Here is an 18,293-nt window from a genome sequence, read left to right as displayed (position 1 = left end):
AGACACGCAGCATCGCCACCGTGGGTGCGCGGCGACGCGCACGCCCTCAAGGCGATGGGCCGGGGTATTCGCCCGGCCCACCGCGTTACATGACTGCATGGCTTGCAACCCGATCAGTATTTCTTTTCCAGATTGATCATCCAGGTCTGATCGTTGCTGCTGTCGCCGTCGGTGATGCCGCGGTATTCCAGCCGCGTCGACAGGCCCTGTTCGGTCAGCAGCGCCGCACCGATGCCCACCATCAGCCGGTTGCGGTCGAACGCGCTCTGCGCAGTGCGATAGAACGGGGCACCGGTGAGGTCGGCGTAGCTCAGGATCGCATCGCCACGGCCCTGGAAATCCGCGCATGCCGCATCTGATAGGTCTGCTGCGGAAACAAAAAGGCCGAGCCATTGCGAAACAGCAACGAAACCGGTGCACGTTGCGAATTGCGCGCATGCTACAAGGGCCGCGCTTCCACCAGCACGAACGGCACCTCGCCCTCATTCAATGCGGCAGCAAAGGTCTCGTTGACGCTACCGGCGCCGTGTTCAAGCGTCAGCACCTCCATGGAAGGTTCCTGTAGCGACGAAATAGCATGGATCGTCACGTTTTGTGGCCGGTTCGACAGGATGCCGCTGCCGGCAACGCGACGTGCTCGGCAGATCGTTGCAACAGCGAGAGGCAAGACGACGACAGCGCACGGGACGATCTGCAGGTAAACACCGCGCGCCTCGGCAACTGTCGGTTACGTCCCTACTGCGGCGTACGTTCTTGATCCCGCTCGCATGCGTGTGGCCTGGTTGCGTTGCAGGACACGCTGTTACGCAGACAGCGACGCGCAACCCGCACATCGCCGCTCGGTGAATGCGACAATACTGCACGCGCCAGTCTGGTTATGTTCAGCGGTGCGCGGGCTACTCTATCGCGTTGTAATTTTGTTAAAGGCACCGATGACGGCTTCCGCTTCCCCTGTCGTGCAGTTGTCCGGTGTCCGCATCGATCGCGGCGGGCGCACGATCCTGCGCGATGTGTCGCTGGAGGTGCCACGCGGCAGCATCACGGCCGTGCTCGGTCCGTCCGGTAGCGGCAAATCCACCCTGCTGGCAGCGCTGACCGGCGAGCTGCGACCGGCCGCCGGCGCGGTCACGTTGTTCGGCAATCCCATTCCCACCGGCAGCCGCGCGCTGCTGGAGATGCGTCGCAACGTCGGTGTGCTGCTGCAGGGCAATGGCCTGCTCACCGACCTCAGCGTGGCCGAGAACGTCGCGCTGCCACTGCGCACCCACACGCGGTTGCCGGCAGCGGTGCTGCAGCGCCTGGTCCAGATGAAGCTGCATGCCGTCGGCCTGCTGGCCGCAGCCGATGCCTGGCCGCGCGAGTTGTCCGGCGGCATGGCGCGGCGCGTGGCACTGGCGCGCGCGCTGGCACTGGACCCGCCGCTGATGATCTACGACGAGCCGCTGACCGGGCTGGACCCGATCGCCTCGGGCGTGATCATGAGCCTGATCCAGCGCCTCAACGACAGCCTGGGCCTGACCAGCATCATCGTCAGCCACCATGTGCACGAGACGCTGCCGATCTGCGAGCAGGCGGTGGTGATCGCCAATGGCGGCATCGTGTTCGCCGGCACGCCTGCGCAGCTGCAGGACAGCACCGACCCGCTGGTGCAGCAGTTCCTGCACGGCCAGCCGGACGGCCCGATCGCCTTCGATGCCGCCCCCCGCCGCGACCGGAGTGCTGCCTGATGGCCTTCGCCGATTCCATTCGCGCCTTCGGCCGCGCCGGTCTGTTTTCGCTGACGGTGCTGCGCGGCTCGCTGCCCACGCGCGATTTCATTGCCGAACTGGTCCGCGAGATCTACAAGGTCGGCGCACGCTCGTTGCCGATCATTGCGGTGGGCGGCGCCTTCGTCGGCCTGGTGCTGACCTTGCAGGGCTATCGCACGCTCACCACCTACGGTGCGTCGGATGCGTTGTCCACGCTGTTGGGCCTGTCGCTGTATCGCGAACTGGCGCCGGTGCTGACCGCCTTGTTGTTCATCGGCCGCGCCGGCAGTTCGATCGCCGCCGAGCTCGGTCTGATGCGCGCCACCGACCAGATCAAGGCGCTGGAACTGATGGCCATCGACCCGGTGGCCAAGGCAGTGGCGCCGCGCTTCTGGGCGGCGGTGCTGACGGTGCCGCTGCTCACCGGCGTGTTCTGCTCGCTGGCCATCACCGGCGGCTATTTCGAAGCGGTGCATGTGCTGGGCATCGACAACGGCACGTTCTGGTCGGGTCTGAGCAATAGCGTGGACTTCTGGGACGACTTCGGCGTGGCGATGCTCAAGTCGGCGATCTTCGGCGGCACCGCGGCACTGGTTGCCGCCTACGTGGGCTTCCATGCCGAACCGACCATCGAAGGCACCTCGGTCGCCACCACCCGCGCGGTGGTGAACGCCTCGTTGCTGGTGCTGATGTTCAACTTCGTCCTTTCTGCAATGTTGTTTAGGTGAGTGGAATAACTATGGCCATGCGTGGACCACGACTCGAATTCGCCGTCGGCGCCTTTTTGCTGCTGACCCTGGCCTCGCTGCTGGTGCTGGCGGTGGCCTCGACCAACCAGCGCTGGGGCTTTGGCTCCAGCCAGTACACGCTGACCGCCCGCTTCAGCCAGATCGGCCAGCTGCGCGCGCAGGCACCGGTGAAGATCGGCGGCGTGACCATCGGCAAGGTGGCCGACATCAGCCTGGACCCGACCAAGTTCGATTCGATCGTGACCCTGTCGCTGGATACCAAGTACAAAGACCTGCCTGCCGACACCTCGGCCGGCATCTTCACCAGCGGCTTGCTCGGTGAGAGTTATATCGGGCTGCAGCCGGGCGGCGACCCGGACACCCTCAAGCCGGGCGACGAAATCGGCTTCACCCAGCCGGCAGTGGATCTGCTGCAGCTGGTCGGCAAATACATGTTCAGTGGTGGTGGCGGCGGCAGCAATGCCCCGGCCGCCGCCAACGGCCAGGCGCCCGCGCCTGCCCAAACCGCTCCTCCCTCTACGGAACCACACCAATGAAGACCACTGTGCTTTCTGCCGTCCTGGCCTCGACCCTGCTGGTGTGCGCACCGGCGACCGTGCTGGCGCAGCCGGCCGCTGCCAGCGCGCTTGCGCAGGGCGCGGCGACCAAGACCGTCATCGACAGCAGCACCCGCATCCTGAGCACGCTGGACCAGCGCCGTGCCGAGTTCCGCAGCAATCCGGCGGCGCTGCGTCAGTTCATCAATGGCGAATTGAACAAGGCCTTCGACCGCGACTACTCGGCCCGTCTGGTGCTGGGTGTGCATGGCCGCGGCGCCTCCGATGCCGACGTCAAGCTGTTTGCCGATGCGCTGGCCGACAACCTGATGCAGCGTTATGGCACCGCGCTGCTGAATTTCGAAGGCAAGCCGACCTTCCGCGCCAAGTCCGAAAGCGCGCTGCCGGGCAACCGCGGCGTCAAGGTGTCCACCGACCTGCTGCGTGCCGGCAACGACCCGACCCCGGTCGATTACCTGATGCGCAATACCGGCGGCCAGTGGAAGATCTTCGACGTGATGATCGAAGGCATTTCCTACGTGCAGACCTTCAAGACCCAGTTCGACGGCCCGCTGCGCGAGAAGGGCATCGCCAAGGTGGCCGCCGAGCTGCGTAGCGGCAACCTGCAGGTCGGTGCGGCACCGGCCAATGGCAACTAATACCGTGCAACGCATGGGCGACACGCTGGTCATCAACGGCGTGCTCGACCGTGCGGCGGTCACCGCGGCCTGGCCGCAAGCGATCGCACAGCTGGATGGCGCGCGCGCGCTGGACCTGTCGGGTGTACAACGCCTGGACAGTGCCGGCGTGGCGATGCTGGCCGAACTGGCTGCCCGGTTGCGCCAAGCCGGCAGCGGCGAAGTGGTGGGCGAGGCGTCCGGCCTGGACGAATTGCGCGCCGCTTACCGGTTGTCCCCCACTCTCGATTTTCAGGCCTGAGCGCCAGCCCATGACCCAGTTCCGTTCTCTTCCCTTGTTGGCCAGCCTGCTGCTGGGTGCCTGCGCCAGCCAGGCGCCCAAATCCGCACCGCCGTCGGGCGGTACCGCCATCGCGCCGGCAGCCGACGCGCCGGTACGCGACGATGCCGGAGTGACCGCGCAGCCGGCCGCGTCCGGGATGGCCGCCCCGGATGCGCTGCCGGCGAGCGCTGCTGCTCCTGCCGATCCGCAAGCCGCTGCGGGCGCCGACACCGCCGCTGCAGGCGCGCCCACCGATGCCGAAAGCGACTTCGACGCGCTGTATGGCCCGACCACCTCGCAAGCAAGCGCCAACGGTGCGCCGGCACAACCGGGCGCGGCGCCGGCATACGACCCGTGGGAGCGCTACAACCGCGGCATGCACCGCTTCAACATGGCGGTGGACCGCGGCGTGGCGCGTCCGTTGGCGACGGCCTACACCAAGGTGGTGCCCAGCCCGGCGCGCCTGGGCGTGACCAACTTCTTCGACAACCTGGGCACGCCGCTGACCATGGTCAACCAGCTGCTGCAAGGCCACCCGGTCCATGCGATGCAGTCGTTGGGGCGCTTTGTGATGAACAGCACCCTCGGTGTGGCTGGGCTGTTCGACCCCGCCTCGGCGGCCGGTATCCCGCGGCGCAGCGAAGACTTCGGCCAGACGCTGGGCGCGTGGGGCTGGCGTAACTCGCGCTACTTCGAGCTGCCGTTGTTCGGGCCGCGCACCGTACGCGACACCTTCGGGCTGGCGGGCGATATTCCGCTGTCGTGGATTCGCCAGGTGGACGACAGCGGTACGCGCTTCGCCCTGCAGGGCTTGCAGCTGGTGGACACGCGCGCGCAGCTGATGTCGCTGGATTCGCTGCGCGACCAGGCGCCGGACGAATACGCGCTGACCCGCGATGCGTGGATGCAGCGCCGCAATTACCAGATCACCCGCGATCTGCGCAGCCATCGCGAAAAGAACAACGAGCTGCCGGAATACCTGCGCGACGACAAGGACAACACCGTGCCGGGTAACGCCATGCCGATCCCGAACTGGGTGCGTTGAGCGGTCGGATAGTTGGTCAGTGATGAACGTCGAAGCCCTGGAGCGATCCCGGGCTTTTTTGTGTCAGGCACCAGCCAGACCGGTTGCGACGTAACGGCGAACGCCGCATTGCGAAGCGCCTCGGCATGACAGCGCTGCTAGGTGCCGTCGTTGCGAGGCGGTGTCGGTACCGGTACCGCCGCATCTTGCGCAGCGATGATTTGCCACTGACCACTCCGCTTGATCCAGATATCGGTCCAGACATACCGGCCGGTAGACCCGTCTTTACGGGTCCACGTTTCACTCCCATGCGCGATCGCGGTATCTCCGAAGAACCTGACGTTTATCTCGTCGAGTGTGTTGGAAATGATCTGCTTGGCAGGACCCGTCTCGCGAGTGACCTGGGATTTATCGTATCTGCGGCCCTTGGTGTCAGTCCCGATGAAGTCGTCGGCAAAGTAAATCCTGCGCTTTGACCGATTTCCTGTCACGACAGACTCTGCCCAATCGCGAGAACAGTCGACGATGTACTGCTCTGCCTGCGTGTCAGGGGTGGACGCCGTGCCGGGCACGTGCGAGCAGCTAGTCACCATCGACAACGCGAGCATTGAAGAGCTGAAGAAGTACTTGAAGGTCATTGCCTGTTCGCCGGCTCCCGATAAGGACATGACGCGTCATCGCAATGCCGACAGCGCTCTATGAGCGTGTGGCCAGCGCCGCATCAATCGCGGCACGCAAGCGCGCATCGTCGGCGGGGATGTCCGGGGCGAAGCGGTCGATGATCTTGCCGTCGCGACCGATCAGGAATTTTTCGAAGTTCCACACCACGCCCGGCGCGGGGTTGGGGGCGATGCCGTAACCGGCAAGTTTCTCGCGCATCGGGCCGTCGCCGGTGGTGTGCGGATGGGTGCTGGTCAGTGCCCCATACAGCGGGTGCGCCTGGTCGCCAGCGACGGCGATCTTGGCAAACATCGGGAAGGTGACGTCGTAGGTGAGCTGGCAGAACTGCGCGATCTCCGCTTCGCTGCCCGGCTCCTGGCCGTTGAAGTCGTTGGCCGGAAACGCCAGCACTTCCAGGCCCAGTGCGCGCTTGTCGCGATACAGCGCTTCCAGCCCTTCGTACTGCGGGGTCAGGCCGCACTTGGAGGCGACGTTGACCACCAGCAGCACCTTGCCGCGGTAGTCCGCCAAGGTGGTGGGCTGGCCATCGATGCGGGTCACGGGAATGTCGTATAGCGTCTGGCTCATCGGTGCGTCCTGGGCAGGGAGAGCCCAGAGCATAAACGGCCACGGTGAGGCGAGCGATGCCGCTGGCTCACGCGGCTGGCAGTTGTCTGCAGCGACGCTCACGGGCCGATCGGCTGACCGGCCCGTCCACGCGCTCGGCCATCTTCGACGCCATCAATCGATGCACAACGCCGCCTGGCCCCTGCCGCCGACCACCGTCTGGCGGCAACCAAAGCGATCGCTGTCGCGCTGACAGGTACCGGTGGCCGCCGCGCCGGTCGGCACGATGCTGGTGGCCAGGCAGTCGCCGCTGCAATCGCTGTTGTCGGTGCAGGTCTTGCCGGCATCGGCATACGGCACGATGCAGCGCGGAATCTGCATGCGGCCGACCGGCCGCAGTTGGCCACCCTTTGCGGTGCATTGGGCAGCATCGGCGGAGACGGTGTGCGGCGGCTGCGGAGCGTTCGCCGCGGCGGCCTGCCTGGTTGCCGGACTATTGCTGCATGCGGTCAGCAGCAGCGCGCAGAGCGCTGCGTGGATCCATCGGGTCGCCATGTTGAACATCTCGTCTTGAACCAGGTGGGTGCAAGCATCGCGGTGGCGATGTCTGCGTGACGTACTGTCGATCGGCGCAAAAGAGCATGCCGGAGACCTGCATTCGTAGGAGCGCACCCGGGCGCGATGAAGCGTTATCGGTCATGCATGGTCGCGCCCGGGTGCGCTCCTACGTCATGGTTTGTGGCATCGCCTTACGCAACCGATCACGCCTGCTCGTCGTTGCTGTCGTCTTCGCTGCTGGTGCCGGTGTCGTCGCTGCCATCGTCCAGCAACGCCTGCGACTGCTCGCCGGCCAGTGTTTCCACCCCGCGCAGGCGGCGTTCGATGGTGCGGGTCTTGCGGCTGGCTTCGCCCAGGCTCTTGCCGACGGTGCTGATCTGCCGCTCGGCCTTTTCGAGAATGCCGGCGAACTTGCCGAACTCGCTTTTCACCGCGCCCAGCACCTGCCAGACCTCGCTAGAGCGCTTTTCGATCGCCAACGTGCGAAAGCCCATCTGCAGGCTGTTGAGCAAGGCGGTGAACGTAGTGGGGCCGGCCAGCACCACGCGATGCTCGCGCTGCAGCAGATCGACCAGGCCGGCACGGCGGATCACTTCGGCATACAGCCCTTCGGTGGGCAGAAACATCACCGCGAAGTCGGTGGTGTACGGCGGGCAGACGTACTTGTCGCTGATCGATTTGGCCTGGATGCGGATGGCGCGTTCCAGTTGCGCGGTCGACTGCTTGATCGCGTCGAGGTCGCCCTTTTCCTGCGCGTCGATCAGGCGTTCGTAGTCCTCGCGCGGGAACTTGGCGTCGACCGGCAGCCACACTACCTTCTCGTCGCCGCGTCCAGGCAGGCGGATGGCGAAATCCACCGCTTCGGCACTGTCGGGCTTGACCCGTACGCCGCGCGCGTACTGCTCCATCGTCAGCGTTTGCTCGAGGATATTTTCCAGCTGCACTTCGCCCCAGCCACCGCGGTCCTTGACGTTGGTGAGCACGCGCTTGAGGTCGCCCACGCCGGTGGCCAGCTGCTGCATTTCGCCCAGGCCGCGCTGCACCTGTTCCAGCCGTTCGGAGACCAGCTTGAACGAGGCATCCAGACGCGTATTGAGCGTGGTCTGCAGTTTTTCATCGACGGTGGCGCGCATCAATTCGAGCTTGCTGGCGTTGTCGTGTTGCAGATTGGCCAGCTGCTGCTCGAGCGTGGCGCGCATCTCGCCGATGCGCAGTTCGTTGCGCTGGGTGAGTTCGTTCAAGCGCTGGCCCAGCGCTTCGGTGAAACGCTGTTGCGATTGCCCGGTTTCCTCGCGCCCCTTGCGGGCGTCTTCGGCCAGCGCGTCGCGCAGCGCGGCCATGTGGGCGTCGGTGCGCGCGATCAGTTCGGTCAGTTGCTGGCCGAACACCTGGATGCGGGTTTCCTGTTGCTGACCGAAGCCTTCGAGCTGGGTGCGCAGTTCGGTGAGCCGCAGGGTCAGCAGCTCGCCGGTGCGTTGTTGCGCAAGGCCGCTTTCTTCGCGCGCCTTGCGGGCATCTTCGCCGAGCGCATCGCGCAGCAGGTCCAGGCGTTGGTCGGTGCGCGTGGACAACTCGGTGAGGTTGCGCGCGAAGGTTTCCAGGCGGGCGTCCTGCTGCCGCGCCAGGCCTTCGAGTTGCTCGCGCAATTCACCGCGGCCATCGCGTTGCTCGGCGCGCAGTGCATGTTCCAGCGCGGTGGTGGACGGACGTCGCAGCAGCGCCAGCAGCTGCAACACGAGGACTACGACGAGCAGCCCGAGAAGGATCAGGGATTCGGATGACATGCGCGCAGTGTAGCGGCGCCTGTCGCAACAGCTGCGTCACGCCTGCTGGCCGGCGTGATCCTGCGCACGCGCTGCAGGAGTCGGCCAGACAGCGGCGATGCGGGCCGCTGTCTGGGCTTGAGGCGTAGGGTCAGAAGCCTTCCAGCACCAGCTTGCCGCGGGTGCGGTGCGATTCCAGCGCGGCGTGGGCGCGGCGCAGGTTGTCGGCGGTGATGCGGCCGTAGTGCTCGCCCAGGGTGGTGCGCAGCACGCCGGTGTCCACCAGCTCGGCGACGCGATTGAGCAGATGGTGCTGGGCGATCATGTCCTCGGTTTCGAACAACGAGCGGGTGAACATCAGCTCCCAGTGCAACGACAGGCTCTTGCGCTTGAGCGGCAGCGCGTCCAGCGTGGCCGGGTCGTCGATCAGCGCCAGCTGACCTTGCGGGGCCAGCACCTCGACCAGCTGCGCGAAATGCTGGTCGGTGTGGGTGAGGCTAGCGACATGCTGCACCTGCGCGATGCCGATCCGCTGCAGGCCCTCGCTCAGCGGCTGGCTGTGGTCGATCACGTGATGCGCGCCGAGTGCATGCACCCAATCCTGGGTTTCCGGGCGCGAGGCGGTGCCGATCACGGTCAGCTTGGTCAGCGTGCGCGCCAGCTGCACCAGCATCGAGCCGACGCCACCGGCCGCACCGACCACCAACAGCGCCTGGCCTTCGCCGCCACCTTCGGCAATGCCGAGCCGGTCGAACAACAGTTCCCAGGCGGTGATGGCAGTCAGCGGCAACGCCGCAGCCGCAGCGTCATCGAGCGTGGCCGGCTTGCGCCCGACCAGGCGCTCGTCGACCAGGTGGAACTCGGCATTGGTGCCCGGGCGGGTCAGCGCGCCGGCGTAGTACACCGCATCGCCGGGGCGGAATAGGCTGACCGCCTCGCCGACCGCATCGACCACACCGCTGGCGTCCCAGCCGAGCACCCGCGGGGCATCCACCGCGGCGCTGCTGCGCACCTTGGTGTCGACCGGATTGACCGACACGGCGTGGATGCGCACGCGCAGGTCGCGCGGGCCGGGGGTGGGCAGCGGCAGCTCGAGTTCGACCAGCGCGCGCGCATCGTCGATGGGCAGGCCGTGTTGCGGATAGGCGATGGCTTTCATGGCAGGGCGTCGTGCGGGAGGGAGCTGCATGGTCGGCCACCCGGATTCACGGAAAAACCGGCAAACTGCGCAAGCACTTTCACCATTGGAGTGAAGATGGTCCGCTTCGACGACCTGGCGCTGTTCGTACGGACCGCGGCGCTGGGCAGTTTTTCCAGCGCCGCGCGCGAGGCCGACCTGTTGCCGGGCCAGGCCAGCGCGGCGGTGGCCCGGCTGGAGCGCGCGCTGGATCTGCGCCTGTTCGCCCGGTCCACGCGCAGCCTGCGGCTGACCGCCGAGGGCGAGCAGTACCTGCCGTACGCGCGCGGTGTGCTGGAGCTGCTGCGCGACGGGCGCGAGCATGTGCGGGGCCACGACAGTGCGCTGCAGGGCGTGCTGCAGGTGACGGCGCCGTCGGATCTGGGGCGCAACGTGCTGCTGCCGTGGCTGACCGAATTCCGCGCTGCACATCCGAAACTGACCCTGCGCCTGCACCTGTCGGATCAGGTGGCCGACCTGTATCGCGCGCCGGTGGATGTGGCATTTCGGCTCGGCCGTATCGACGATGCCGAACATGTGGCCTTGCCGGTGGCACCGGACAACCGCCGCGTGCTGGTGGCCGCGCCCGCCTACCTGCAGCGCCACGGGCGCCCCGCCACGCTGGATGCGCTGCGCGAGCACGCCTGCCTGCTGTACGTGCTGGCCGGGCGCGCCTACCACCGTTGGCAATTCGACCGGGAGGGCCGCCGCCACGTGGTGCCGGTGCGCGGGGCGATGCTGTGCGACGACGCCGATGTGGTGCGGCGCTGGGCGGTCGCCGGCGAAGGGATCGCCTACAAGTCGTGGCTGGACGTGTGTGCCGACGTGCAGGCCGGGCGGCTGGAGGTGCTGTTCCCCGAGTGCGGCGATCGGCTGCCGCTGCAGCTGGTGTGCCCGCACCGCAAGCAGTTTTCGCCGGCGATCCGGCAATTGCATGCGCTGTTTGCGCAGCGCTGCCAGGCGCTGACGGCGTTGTACCCGGTGCAGGCCGGAGGGCTTGGTATGGGGTGATGCGGTGATCGCAGTGAAGTGATCGGCACGATTGCTTCGATAGACCAAGGTCGTTTCCCGATGCGGTGCGTACGGAGGCACGTCATCGGCATGCCACCGCGCCGTCTGCCACACTCGCGGCACGTGCCATTGCAGCGGCCTTGGCGTTTTCGGTGCGCAGATGATGGCTGTGCAGCTGCGCCATGACGCTGAAATAGTCAGCCCACCTGTTCGATGTCGCATGGCGTGCGGTGCTGCTGCGCGCGTTATTGCCGTGTTCGTTGAAGCGCCCATCACTGCGGCGGTTCTAGCCTGCCGGCATGACCGCAACCAGCCCGGTTCGCATGCAGCGCTATGGCAATCGCAACGGCCACTCGGGCGTGGTGGCCTACGCGCTGGCCGACGACGCCATCGCCGTGCGCTTTCGCAGCGGCGAGACCTATGTGTATACCGCCGACAGCGCGGGCGCCGAGGCCGTGGCGACCATGCAGCGGCTCGCCACGGCCGGGCGCGGGCTGAGCACCTACATCAGCCAGACTGTGCGCGATGCGTACGCGGGCAAGATCGAGCTATAGCGGCGCAGGAGTGCAGCAGTGAGAAGGTACTGCGCGCGCTGCTAATTACCGCAGAGTGCGTGCATGCAATTGGCTGCGCACGCTGCATCATGCGCGTGCGGCGTTGCCTGCAGCGCGTATCACCGCCGCCAACTGCCAGCCATCACGCGTGTCACCGAGGAACACATGCTGGAGATTTACGGAACGCCGAGCTCGATCAATGTGCGCAAAGTGTTGTGGTTGTGCGATGAGCTGGGGCTGGACTACACGCTGCATGCATATGGCAGCGGCTTTGCATCGGTGCAGACGCCGCAATTTCGCGCACTCAACCCCAATGCGCTGGTGCCGGTCATCCGCGAGGGTGAACTGGTGCTATGGGAATCGAACACGATCTGCCGCTACCTGGCCGCGCGCAGCCAACGCCACGATCTGCTGCCGGCCGCGCCCGCCGCGCGCGCACTGGTCGAGCAATGGATGGATTGGCAGGCCACCGAACTCAATACGGCCTGGCGCTACGCATTCATGGCCAGCGTGCGTGGCAGTGCAGCGCATACCGATGCGCAGGCGATTGCGGCGAGCGTGGAGCAGTGGAACCGGCACATGGCGATCCTCGATGCGCAGCTGCAGCGCGGCGGTCCGTTCGTCCTGGGCGCATGCTTCACGCTTGCCGACATCGTGCTGGGGTTGTCGACACAGCGCTGGGTCGCCAGCCCCATCGCGCATGTGCCATTGCCCGCGGTGGCGGCGTATTACGCACACTTGAAAACACGCGCTGGATTTCGGCGCTACGGTTGCACTGCACCGTAATGCCGCACATCGCACTTGTGCGAAGCGAACCAGACCACCGAAGCGATGCATGCAGCACGCTCGCACTGCATTGACCTGGGCATGACCTGGGCATGGGTAGGGTGAGGGTCTGCTTTTGCGAGGCTCACCGATGACCACTGCCACCAACCGAACCCGCCTGCTGGCCCTTTGCCTGTTCGTTTTTCTGGGCACGTTCGCAGCGATCGTCTGGTACGTGATGCGGCCCTACGGCTCGGTGTATTTTTTTCCGGTGCATTTTCTGGTCGGTGCGGCATTGCCGTTTTTGATCTATGCGATCGGCGGAACCCGGCTGTGGTTCTGGATCGGCATGGGCATCACCGCCTTGGTGCTGCTGTGGTTCAACCTGTGGGGCCATGAAGCCAACGGCGCGGCTCCGCGGGTGCTCGACTGGAGCCACTTCGCTGCCGGTGTGGTCGGGCTTGCCGGCGCCTGGGCGGTGCAGCTGATCTATCGCAACGCGCGCCCGCCGCATCGCGCCTCGATTGAGTGAGCGGGGTGTGTGTGCGATTGCCTGCCGTCAATCGCGCATGCCGTGATGGATGGTTGTGCTTGGCGATGGAAAGGCACGATGCGCCGCGCGTGGGCTGATGCCATCGCGTGCCCACCTTGCCCAGGCACGGCTGCTGCATGACCTTGGACCGATAGCTTTGCTGCGCTGCGTTGGGCGACACTCGCGCATTCTTTGATTTCCGCGAGGTCCGCATGTCGTCTTGGCTCAGGCGCAAATCCATCGATCAGGTCACCGTGCACGAGGCCGGCCGGCAACTGGTCCGCAGCCTGAGTTGGCCGCATCTGATCGCGCTGGGCATCGGCGCCATCGTCGGTACCGGGATCTACACGTTGATCGGCGTGGGCGCCGACAAGGCCGGACCGGCAGTGTTGCTGTCGTTCGTGGCGGCCGGCATCGTGTGCGCCTGCGCGGCGCTGGCCTATGCCGAGATGGCCACGATGATGCCGGCTGCCGGCAGTGCGTATACCTACAGCTACACCGCGCTGGGCGAGAGCATTGCCTGGGTGGTGGGCTGGAGCCTGGTGCTGGAATACTCGCTGGTGGTCAGCACGGTGGCGGTCGGCTGGTCGGGCTATTTCGTCGGTTTCCTGCAATGGTTGGGCGTGGGCTTGCCGCAGGAACTCATTGCCGGGCCGCACGCCGGCGGCATCGTCAACCTGCCGGCGGTGGCGATCACTTTCCTGGTGGCTGGCCTGTTGATGGCCGGCACCAAGGAAAGCGCCACGCTCAACGCGGTACTGGTCGTGCTGAAGATCATCGCGCTGGGCGTGTTCGTGGCCATTGCGCTGCCGGCCTTCAACAGCGCCAACCTGCAGCCGTTCATGCCGTATGGCTTCTCCAAGGCGATGGGCCCCGATGGCGTCGAGCGCGGGGTGATGGCAGCGGCGGCGATCATCTTCTTTGCGTTCTACGGCTTCGATGCGATTTCCACCGCGGCCGAGGAAACCAAGAACCCCGGGCGCGATCTGTCGATCGGCATCGTCGGTTCGATGATCGGCTGCACGCTGATCTATGTGCTGGTGGCGCTGGCCGCGGTGGGTGCGATGAGCTTTACCGTGTTCGGCAAGAGCCCCGAGCCGTTGGCGCTGATCCTGCGCGAACTCGGCCACGGCAAGGCGGCCTTGGTGATCGGTGCGGTGGCGATCATTGCGTTACCCACGGTGTTGCTGGCGTTTTTGTACGGGCAGAGCCGCATCTTCTTCGTGATGTCGCGCGATGGCTTGTTGCCGCGCGGCTTGTCCAAGGTCAATGCACGCACCGGCACGCCGGTGGCGATCACGCTGTTCACCGCGGTGCTGGTGGCGGCACTGGCGGGCGTGGCCCGGCTGGACGAAATCGCCGCCTTGGCCAACGCCGGCACGCTGGCGGCGTTCACGGCGGTGGCGGCCTGCCTGTTGGTGTTGCGCGTGCGCGAGCCCGGCCGCGCGCGCGCCTTCCGCACGCCGCTGGCGTGGGTGGTGGGACCGGTGGCGATCGGCGGCTGCCTGTATCTGTTCTGGAGCCTGCCGAGCAAGACGCAGGGCTGGTTCCTGCTGTGGAATGCGCTGGGCGTGGTGGTGTACCTGGCGTATGGGCGGCGGAATAGCCGGTTGAATCAGGCGGGCTGAGCGTCCTTCTCCCTGCGGGAGAAGGTGCCCCGCAGGGGCGGATGAGGGTGCGGGCGTAGCCTCTTGCAGGGGGTAACACGAGGGCTTTGCCCCGTCCCCTCACCCCCGCTCCGCGCCCCAGCCCGCGCTTGCAGCGCGGGCGCTCCACGGCACGCGCGCCAGTGGCGCGCAAGCTGTGCCTTCTCGCCCCGGCGGGGGAGGGGCTTTAACGCTGCGCTCTTTTAGCGTTAAACGCTGTTGCCGCTTTTCGCCCGGCAGGGAGAGGGGTTTCAACCGCCGTGGTGTTACTGCGCCTGCGGGGTCGCACAGAACGATGCCGGCAATGCATCCGCTTGCGTACCCCAGCCTTGCGTAGGTGCCTGCTTGGTGAGCGCGAACGCCAGCGTGCCGCCCTGCTGCAGCTGCGCCCAGTCCAGGAATACCTGCGGCTGGGCCTTGCCATTCCAACGCACGTTGTCCACGTATTGCAGCGCGCGGCCGTCGGCGCCGGGGGCGTCGATGCGCAGGCGCTTGCCGTTGCCTAGATTCAGCGTGACCCGCTTGAAACGCGGCGCATGCAGCAGGAATTGCCCGCTGCCCGGCACCGCCGGATACAACCCCAGGGCACTGAACAGATACCAGGCCGACATGGTGCCAAGGTCGTCGTTGCCGGTGACGCCGTTGGGCGCATTGGTAAACAACTGTTGCGCGGCGCGCACCACGGTGGCGGTCTTCCACGGTTGCCCGATCAGCGTGTACATCCAGGGTGCGTGCAGGTCCGGTTCGTTGTTGGGGTTGTAGCGGTACTGGTTGTAATAGCTGTACGGGCCGACCACCCAGTGCGTGCGTGCGGCAGTGAGCGGATCTTTCAGCAGATCGTCGTAGGCGAAGAAGGCGTCCAGGCGTTTGCCGGCTTGTTGGCTGCCATGCATGGCCTGCAGCATGCCGGGGATGTCCTGCTGCACCAGCCACTGATACTGCCAGGCGGTGCCTTCGTGGAAACCGTGCTCGGAACGTGGGCTGTAGTGATCGTCGGACGGTGCGTACCAGCTGCCGTCTTCCAGCCGCGGGCGCGGGAATCCTGCAAAGCCGGTCTCGGCATCGCGCACATCCGCGTCCCAGACGCGGTGCCAGTTGCCGCCGCGTTTGCGCAGCTGCGCGCTGTCTTCGCCGTGGCCCAGTGCTTGTGCCATCTGCGCGAGCGCGCAATCGGCCAATGCATATTCCAGCGTGGCCGAGCCGCCGTGGTGCGGGTCCACATCCATGCCCTTGGAGGGGAACGCGCGGTCGTACTGCACGAAACCGTTGGCCAGATAGTTGGCATTGCCCGAGCGCCCGGCGTGGCGCGAATTGATCGGCGGCTGGCCGAAGGCGTTCTGGCGCAACGCTGCATACGCCTCCGCCTCGTTGCCCTGCAACGCGCCGAAGCGCCACAGATCCACCAGGAACGGGGTGACCGGGTCGCCGGTCATGATGTTGGTGTCGAAGTTGGCGTAGCCCCAACGCGGCAGCCAGCCGCCTTGCTGCTGGATCGCCAGCAACGAGCGGCCGATGTCGCGCGCGCGTGTCGGCTGCAGCAGGGCGAGCAGCTGGTTTTGCGAGCGGTAGGTATCCCACAGCGAAAAATACTCGTAGTAGGTCCAGCCATCGGCGCGATGGATCGCGTCGTCGTAGCCGCGATAGCGGCCATCGGCATCGCTGCCGGTCAGCGGCTGCAGCAAGGCGTGGTACAGCGCGGTATAGGCCACGGAACGGTCGTCGTTGCTGGCGCCTTCCACTTGCATGCTGGCCAACGCATTGCGCCAGCCGTTCTGCGCGCGCTGGCGCATCTGTTCAAGACTGAGCAGTTTGCCGCCCTGCATGCCATCGGCACGCAGGTTGCTGCGGGCGCCTTGCGCATCCACATGCGAGATGGCGCTGACCACGGTCACCGCACGCGCGTTCTTGTCTTTGCCTAGCGGGAAGCTGAGCCAGGCGCCGTTGGGTTTGAGTTCGCCGCCCATGCCGTGACGCGCGCCGGGCACGCCGCCCTCTTCGCCCCAGACGCCATGCGCGGTGAACGGGCGATCGAATTCCAGCCGGAACCAGGTGGTGTATTCGTGGCCGCCGCAGAAACTCTGCGTGGTCAGTTTGCCCTCGACCACACGGTCGCCGACGATCTGTAGCTGGCTGCCGATCACCACATGGCGGTCGTTGGCCTGCGCCACGTTGACCAGCACATGGCCGGTGTCGGCACCCGGCGCGAAGGTGTAGCGCTCGGTCGCGGCACGGGTCAGCGCGCTGGCTTCGGCGTCGATGCCACCGTAATCGGTGAGCCGCACCTTGTAATAGCCTGCCTGGCCCACTTCGCCATCATGCGTGTAACGCGCGGCGTAGCGTTTCTGGTCGAAGGCCTTGGCATCGTTGGTGTCGAAGTCGCCCCCGGGACCGATACGGCCGGTGACCGGCAGCACCGACACCTGGCCGCCCTGCTCCCAGCAGCCGGCGCCGGACAGGAACGAGTGGCCGAAGCCCCGAATGCTGGGGTCGTCGTAGCGCCAGCCAGCGTAGTGCGCGCCGATCGGGCTGACCTGGATCAGGCCGAATGGCGCCGAGGCGCCCGGATAGGTATTGCCGTCGTCCTTGCTGCCGATGAAGGTGTTGACCTGCGCCGGGTCTTGCGCGGCCAGCGGGCCGGACATGGCCACGCCAAGCAGGCACAGACCGACCGCAGCGCGGCGCCAGAACGGCGTGCGCGCAGCACGCGCGGTAGAACGGTTGGGCGATACGACTGGCAGCATGCAGAACACCTTGGGGGAAAGGGCGGCCGAAGCCGCAGATGGAAGGCGCGTGCGTGCCGCTGCAACACGCAAAGAACGACGCACGAACAGACGCGCGCGGGACGATCAACACCACAGCGCCGGCATCGTCATGCGTATGGCAGTGTCTGGAATCGGCAGGCACCCTTGCGTGCCTGCACGGTGCCGGGGGCACCACCTGACGGCATCCGGTGCGCGCGCGGCGAATTGCCCGCCTCAACAATCGAACACGTCTTCTTTTTTACATACGTACGGGAGATCAGCCGGCTTGGATCGATCTAAAGTTGGGTCGGCCATGTGTCCTGTGTTGGCAAAGATTAAGCGTTCGACGCTGTTTGCCGCACACCGCGTCGCAGCAAAGCAGGCGGACGCAAGCGGTTTTCAAACATCCAGATGCCTATCGAATCAATAGGTTGCGATGTTCGCCATATTTCCAGTTGACGGCGCTAACGGATGGGACCGGCTGTAGCCAAGGCGCTGGCCGGTAGGGCGCTTGATCCAAGCCTCCGCGCCAATGACTCAGCGCTACTGCGGTAGCGGCGTCTTTGCTGATCGGTAAGGACCGCGGTGATGTGCGTAGGCGTTCGTCGCATAGTGCTTGTTGGCGGCGTGCTTGGGCACACGCAGGACGGCAAATGAGCGACCGTTGGCACTGACGTGTAGTGGTTTGGCCACGTCCTGCCGCGCGGCACCGGCTGCGCACGATGGGACTGGTTCTGCGTGCTTCTTCGGATAAATTCGCTCATCCGATGAGAGCGGTGGCTAACGTCCGAGGGCGGAGTCGCCGGCGATACGCGCCCCTTCTCGATTCGACTGCCACAAAAAAACCCGGTCGTGAGACCGGGCTTGGCGGCAAGGCGTCGGTGGAGGGCCGCGCCCGGGTGCGCCGACCTACCAGCGCATGCCTTCGAACGGATTGAAGCTGGTGCTGCCCTTCACCTTGTCCAGGTAGTAAGCGTAGTTGGCGCTCATGCCGGCCAGCAGGGCCAGCGGAATGCTCAGCGCATTACCGATCGATGCGGGCAGGAACGAGGCCACGATGCCGACCACCAGGCCGATGCCGATCAGGCCCAGCGCCTTGCGCCACAGACCCAGGATGAAGAAATAGATGAAGCCGAAGAACAATGCGTAGAAGTTCATGCCCACCTTGAGCTTCTCGCCGAACGGCAAGGTCTTGAGCGCCTCCTTGTAGGCAGGATCCCTGGGGCCGCCGTGACGGTCGAAAAAGGCGAAGCGGAATTGCCACTTGGGGCCGAGCTGGGTGCGATCGAAGGTATCCATTCC

General features: G+C 66.0%; 19 protein-coding genes and 1 pseudogene. 11 read left to right on the top strand and 9 right to left on the bottom strand.

Features of this window, described 5'->3' with window-relative positions; genetic code table 11:
• Positions 1-113: 113 nt before the first annotated feature.
• Complete coding sequence (locus tag EO156_RS24530) at positions 114-242, bottom strand: hypothetical protein (RefSeq protein WP_005912367.1); 129 nt, start codon at positions 240-242, stop codon at positions 114-116.
• A 95-nt stretch (positions 243-337) separates the two neighbouring features.
• A pseudogene (locus EO156_RS23185) lies at positions 338-550 on the bottom strand (hypothetical protein); the annotation flags it as partial.
• A gap of 382 nt (positions 551-932) precedes the next feature.
• On the opposite strand from EO156_RS23185, the gene EO156_RS23180 reads away from it, so the two are divergent.
• Genes EO156_RS23180 through EO156_RS23155 form a run of 6 tightly spaced genes read left to right on the top strand, consistent with a single transcriptional unit; the run spans position 933 to position 5,038 of the window.
• Positions 933-1,727 carry an ATP-binding cassette domain-containing protein gene (locus EO156_RS23180; RefSeq protein WP_016848858.1) on the top strand — a complete coding sequence of 265 codons (795 nt, stop codon included), beginning with the start codon at positions 933-935 and terminating at the stop codon, positions 1,725-1,727.
• The gene (locus EO156_RS23175) at positions 1,727-2,476 is read left to right on the top strand and encodes an MlaE family lipid ABC transporter permease subunit (protein ID WP_003482308.1); all 750 of its coding nucleotides are present in this window, start codon (positions 1,727-1,729) and stop codon (positions 2,474-2,476) included. The genes EO156_RS23180 and EO156_RS23175 overlap by 1 nt, the downstream gene beginning before the upstream one ends.
• An 11-nt stretch (positions 2,477-2,487) precedes the next feature.
• On the top strand, positions 2,488-3,033 hold the full coding sequence (mlaD, locus tag EO156_RS23170; protein ID WP_005912377.1) for an outer membrane lipid asymmetry maintenance protein MlaD: 546 nt from the start codon (positions 2,488-2,490) through the stop codon (positions 3,031-3,033).
• On the top strand, positions 3,030-3,692 hold the full coding sequence (locus EO156_RS23165) for an ABC transporter substrate-binding protein (RefSeq protein ID WP_016848857.1): 663 nt from the start codon (positions 3,030-3,032) through the stop codon (positions 3,690-3,692). Before mlaD ends, EO156_RS23165 begins: the two co-directional genes overlap by 4 nt.
• The gene (locus EO156_RS23160) at positions 3,682-3,972 is read left to right on the top strand and encodes an STAS domain-containing protein (protein ID WP_026006798.1); all 291 of its coding nucleotides are present in this window, start codon (positions 3,682-3,684) and stop codon (positions 3,970-3,972) included. The genes EO156_RS23165 and EO156_RS23160 overlap by 11 nt, the downstream gene beginning before the upstream one ends.
• Before the next feature lie 10 nt (positions 3,973-3,982).
• The gene (locus EO156_RS23155; protein WP_029829718.1) at positions 3,983-5,038 is read left to right on the top strand and encodes a VacJ family lipoprotein; all 1,056 of its coding nucleotides are present in this window, start codon (positions 3,983-3,985) and stop codon (positions 5,036-5,038) included.
• A gap of 137 nt (positions 5,039-5,175) precedes the next feature.
• On the opposite strand, the gene EO156_RS23150 is transcribed toward EO156_RS23155, so the two are convergent.
• From EO156_RS23150 to EO156_RS23130, 5 genes are all read right to left on the bottom strand, one after another.
• Positions 5,176-5,685: a nuclear transport factor 2 family protein gene (locus EO156_RS23150; protein ID WP_016850439.1), complete on the bottom strand. Its 510-nt coding sequence runs from the start codon at positions 5,683-5,685 to the stop codon at positions 5,176-5,178.
• Between the two features lie 28 nt (positions 5,686-5,713).
• Positions 5,714-6,265: a glutathione peroxidase gene (locus EO156_RS23145; RefSeq protein WP_016850440.1), complete on the bottom strand. Its 552-nt coding sequence runs from the start codon at positions 6,263-6,265 to the stop codon at positions 5,714-5,716.
• Positions 6,266-6,418: 153 nt separating this feature from the next.
• Positions 6,419-6,823: a hypothetical protein gene (locus EO156_RS23140; protein WP_026007083.1), complete on the bottom strand. Its 405-nt coding sequence runs from the start codon at positions 6,821-6,823 to the stop codon at positions 6,419-6,421.
• Positions 6,824-7,005: 182 nt separating this feature from the next.
• Positions 7,006-8,538, bottom strand: a complete 1,533-nt coding sequence (rmuC, locus tag EO156_RS23135; RefSeq protein WP_026007084.1) for a DNA recombination protein RmuC — start codon at positions 8,536-8,538, stop codon at positions 7,006-7,008.
• Between the two features lie 178 nt (positions 8,539-8,716).
• Positions 8,717-9,724 carry a zinc-binding alcohol dehydrogenase family protein gene (locus EO156_RS23130; RefSeq protein WP_003482292.1) on the bottom strand — a complete coding sequence of 336 codons (1,008 nt, stop codon included), beginning with the start codon at positions 9,722-9,724 and terminating at the stop codon, positions 8,717-8,719.
• Positions 9,725-9,820: 96 nt separating this feature from the next.
• Here EO156_RS23130 and EO156_RS23125 point away from each other — a divergent pair, with 96 nt between their 5' ends.
• From EO156_RS23125 to EO156_RS23100, 5 genes are all read left to right on the top strand, one after another.
• On the top strand, positions 9,821-10,753 hold the full coding sequence (locus EO156_RS23125) for a LysR family transcriptional regulator (protein ID WP_029829720.1): 933 nt from the start codon (positions 9,821-9,823) through the stop codon (positions 10,751-10,753).
• Between the two features lie 323 nt (positions 10,754-11,076).
• Positions 11,077-11,307: a hypothetical protein gene (locus EO156_RS23120; protein ID WP_026007115.1), complete on the top strand. Its 231-nt coding sequence runs from the start codon at positions 11,077-11,079 to the stop codon at positions 11,305-11,307.
• A 165-nt stretch (positions 11,308-11,472) separates the two neighbouring features.
• Positions 11,473-12,093, top strand: a complete 621-nt coding sequence (locus tag EO156_RS23110; RefSeq protein WP_033483040.1) for a glutathione S-transferase — start codon at positions 11,473-11,475, stop codon at positions 12,091-12,093.
• A 130-nt stretch (positions 12,094-12,223) separates the two neighbouring features.
• A complete protein-coding gene (locus EO156_RS23105) occupies positions 12,224-12,604 on the top strand; it encodes a hypothetical protein (RefSeq protein WP_016850547.1) in 381 nt (126 codons plus the stop codon).
• A 212-nt stretch (positions 12,605-12,816) separates the two neighbouring features.
• Positions 12,817-14,232, top strand: a complete 1,416-nt coding sequence (locus EO156_RS23100) for an amino acid permease (RefSeq protein WP_029996392.1) — start codon at positions 12,817-12,819, stop codon at positions 14,230-14,232.
• Between the two features lie 284 nt (positions 14,233-14,516).
• Here the strand turns inward: EO156_RS23100 and EO156_RS23095 are convergent, their stop codons facing one another.
• On the bottom strand, positions 14,517-16,991 hold the full coding sequence (locus EO156_RS23095) for a GH92 family glycosyl hydrolase (RefSeq protein ID WP_016848718.1): 2,475 nt from the start codon (positions 16,989-16,991) through the stop codon (positions 14,517-14,519).
• Between the two features lie 909 nt (positions 16,992-17,900).
• On the bottom strand, positions 17,901-18,290 hold the full coding sequence (locus EO156_RS23085; protein WP_016848719.1) for a DUF2628 domain-containing protein: 390 nt from the start codon (positions 18,288-18,290) through the stop codon (positions 17,901-17,903).
• Positions 18,291-18,293: the final 3 nt, after the last annotated feature.

The sequence above is a fragment of the Xanthomonas sp. DAR33341 genome (genome assembly GCF_003992815.1).
Classification (GTDB): domain Bacteria; phylum Pseudomonadota; class Gammaproteobacteria; order Xanthomonadales; family Xanthomonadaceae; genus Xanthomonas; species Xanthomonas cissicola.
Note: the sequence above shows the minus strand (reverse complement) of the source record. Positions and strands in the feature narration are given on the sequence as shown.

What these genes read in the sequence shown, in the direction of transcription:
- EO156_RS23145 (WP_016850440.1), bottom strand. Translation starts at nt 6,265, where the DNA reads ATGAGCCAGACGCTATACGACATTCCCGTGACCCGCATCGATGGCCAG.
- EO156_RS23165 (WP_016848857.1), top strand. Translation starts at nt 3,030, where the DNA reads ATGAAGACCACTGTGCTTTCTGCCGTCCTGGCCTCGACCCTGCTGGTG.
- EO156_RS23175 (WP_003482308.1), top strand. Translation starts at nt 1,727, where the DNA reads ATGGCCTTCGCCGATTCCATTCGCGCCTTCGGCCGCGCCGGTCTGTTT.
- EO156_RS23100 (WP_029996392.1), top strand. Translation starts at nt 12,817, where the DNA reads ATGTCGTCTTGGCTCAGGCGCAAATCCATCGATCAGGTCACCGTGCAC.
- mlaD (WP_005912377.1), top strand. Translation starts at nt 2,488, where the DNA reads ATGGCCATGCGTGGACCACGACTCGAATTCGCCGTCGGCGCCTTTTTG.
- EO156_RS23095 (WP_016848718.1), bottom strand. Translation starts at nt 16,991, where the DNA reads ATGCTGCCAGTCGTATCGCCCAACCGTTCTACCGCGCGTGCTGCGCGC.
- EO156_RS23150 (WP_016850439.1), bottom strand. Translation starts at nt 5,685, where the DNA reads ATGTCCTTATCGGGAGCCGGCGAACAGGCAATGACCTTCAAGTACTTC.
- EO156_RS24530 (WP_005912367.1), bottom strand. Translation starts at nt 242, where the DNA reads ATGGTGGGCATCGGTGCGGCGCTGCTGACCGAACAGGGCCTGTCGACG.
- EO156_RS23085 (WP_016848719.1), bottom strand. Translation starts at nt 18,290, where the DNA reads ATGGATACCTTCGATCGCACCCAGCTCGGCCCCAAGTGGCAATTCCGC.
- EO156_RS23180 (WP_016848858.1), top strand. Translation starts at nt 933, where the DNA reads ATGACGGCTTCCGCTTCCCCTGTCGTGCAGTTGTCCGGTGTCCGCATC.
- EO156_RS23155 (WP_029829718.1), top strand. Translation starts at nt 3,983, where the DNA reads ATGACCCAGTTCCGTTCTCTTCCCTTGTTGGCCAGCCTGCTGCTGGGT.
- EO156_RS23120 (WP_026007115.1), top strand. Translation starts at nt 11,077, where the DNA reads ATGCAGCGCTATGGCAATCGCAACGGCCACTCGGGCGTGGTGGCCTAC.
- EO156_RS23105 (WP_016850547.1), top strand. Translation starts at nt 12,224, where the DNA reads ATGACCACTGCCACCAACCGAACCCGCCTGCTGGCCCTTTGCCTGTTC.
- EO156_RS23110 (WP_033483040.1), top strand. Translation starts at nt 11,473, where the DNA reads ATGCTGGAGATTTACGGAACGCCGAGCTCGATCAATGTGCGCAAAGTG.
- EO156_RS23125 (WP_029829720.1), top strand. Translation starts at nt 9,821, where the DNA reads ATGGTCCGCTTCGACGACCTGGCGCTGTTCGTACGGACCGCGGCGCTG.
- EO156_RS23130 (WP_003482292.1), bottom strand. Translation starts at nt 9,724, where the DNA reads ATGAAAGCCATCGCCTATCCGCAACACGGCCTGCCCATCGACGATGCG.
- EO156_RS23160 (WP_026006798.1), top strand. Translation starts at nt 3,682, where the DNA reads ATGGCAACTAATACCGTGCAACGCATGGGCGACACGCTGGTCATCAAC.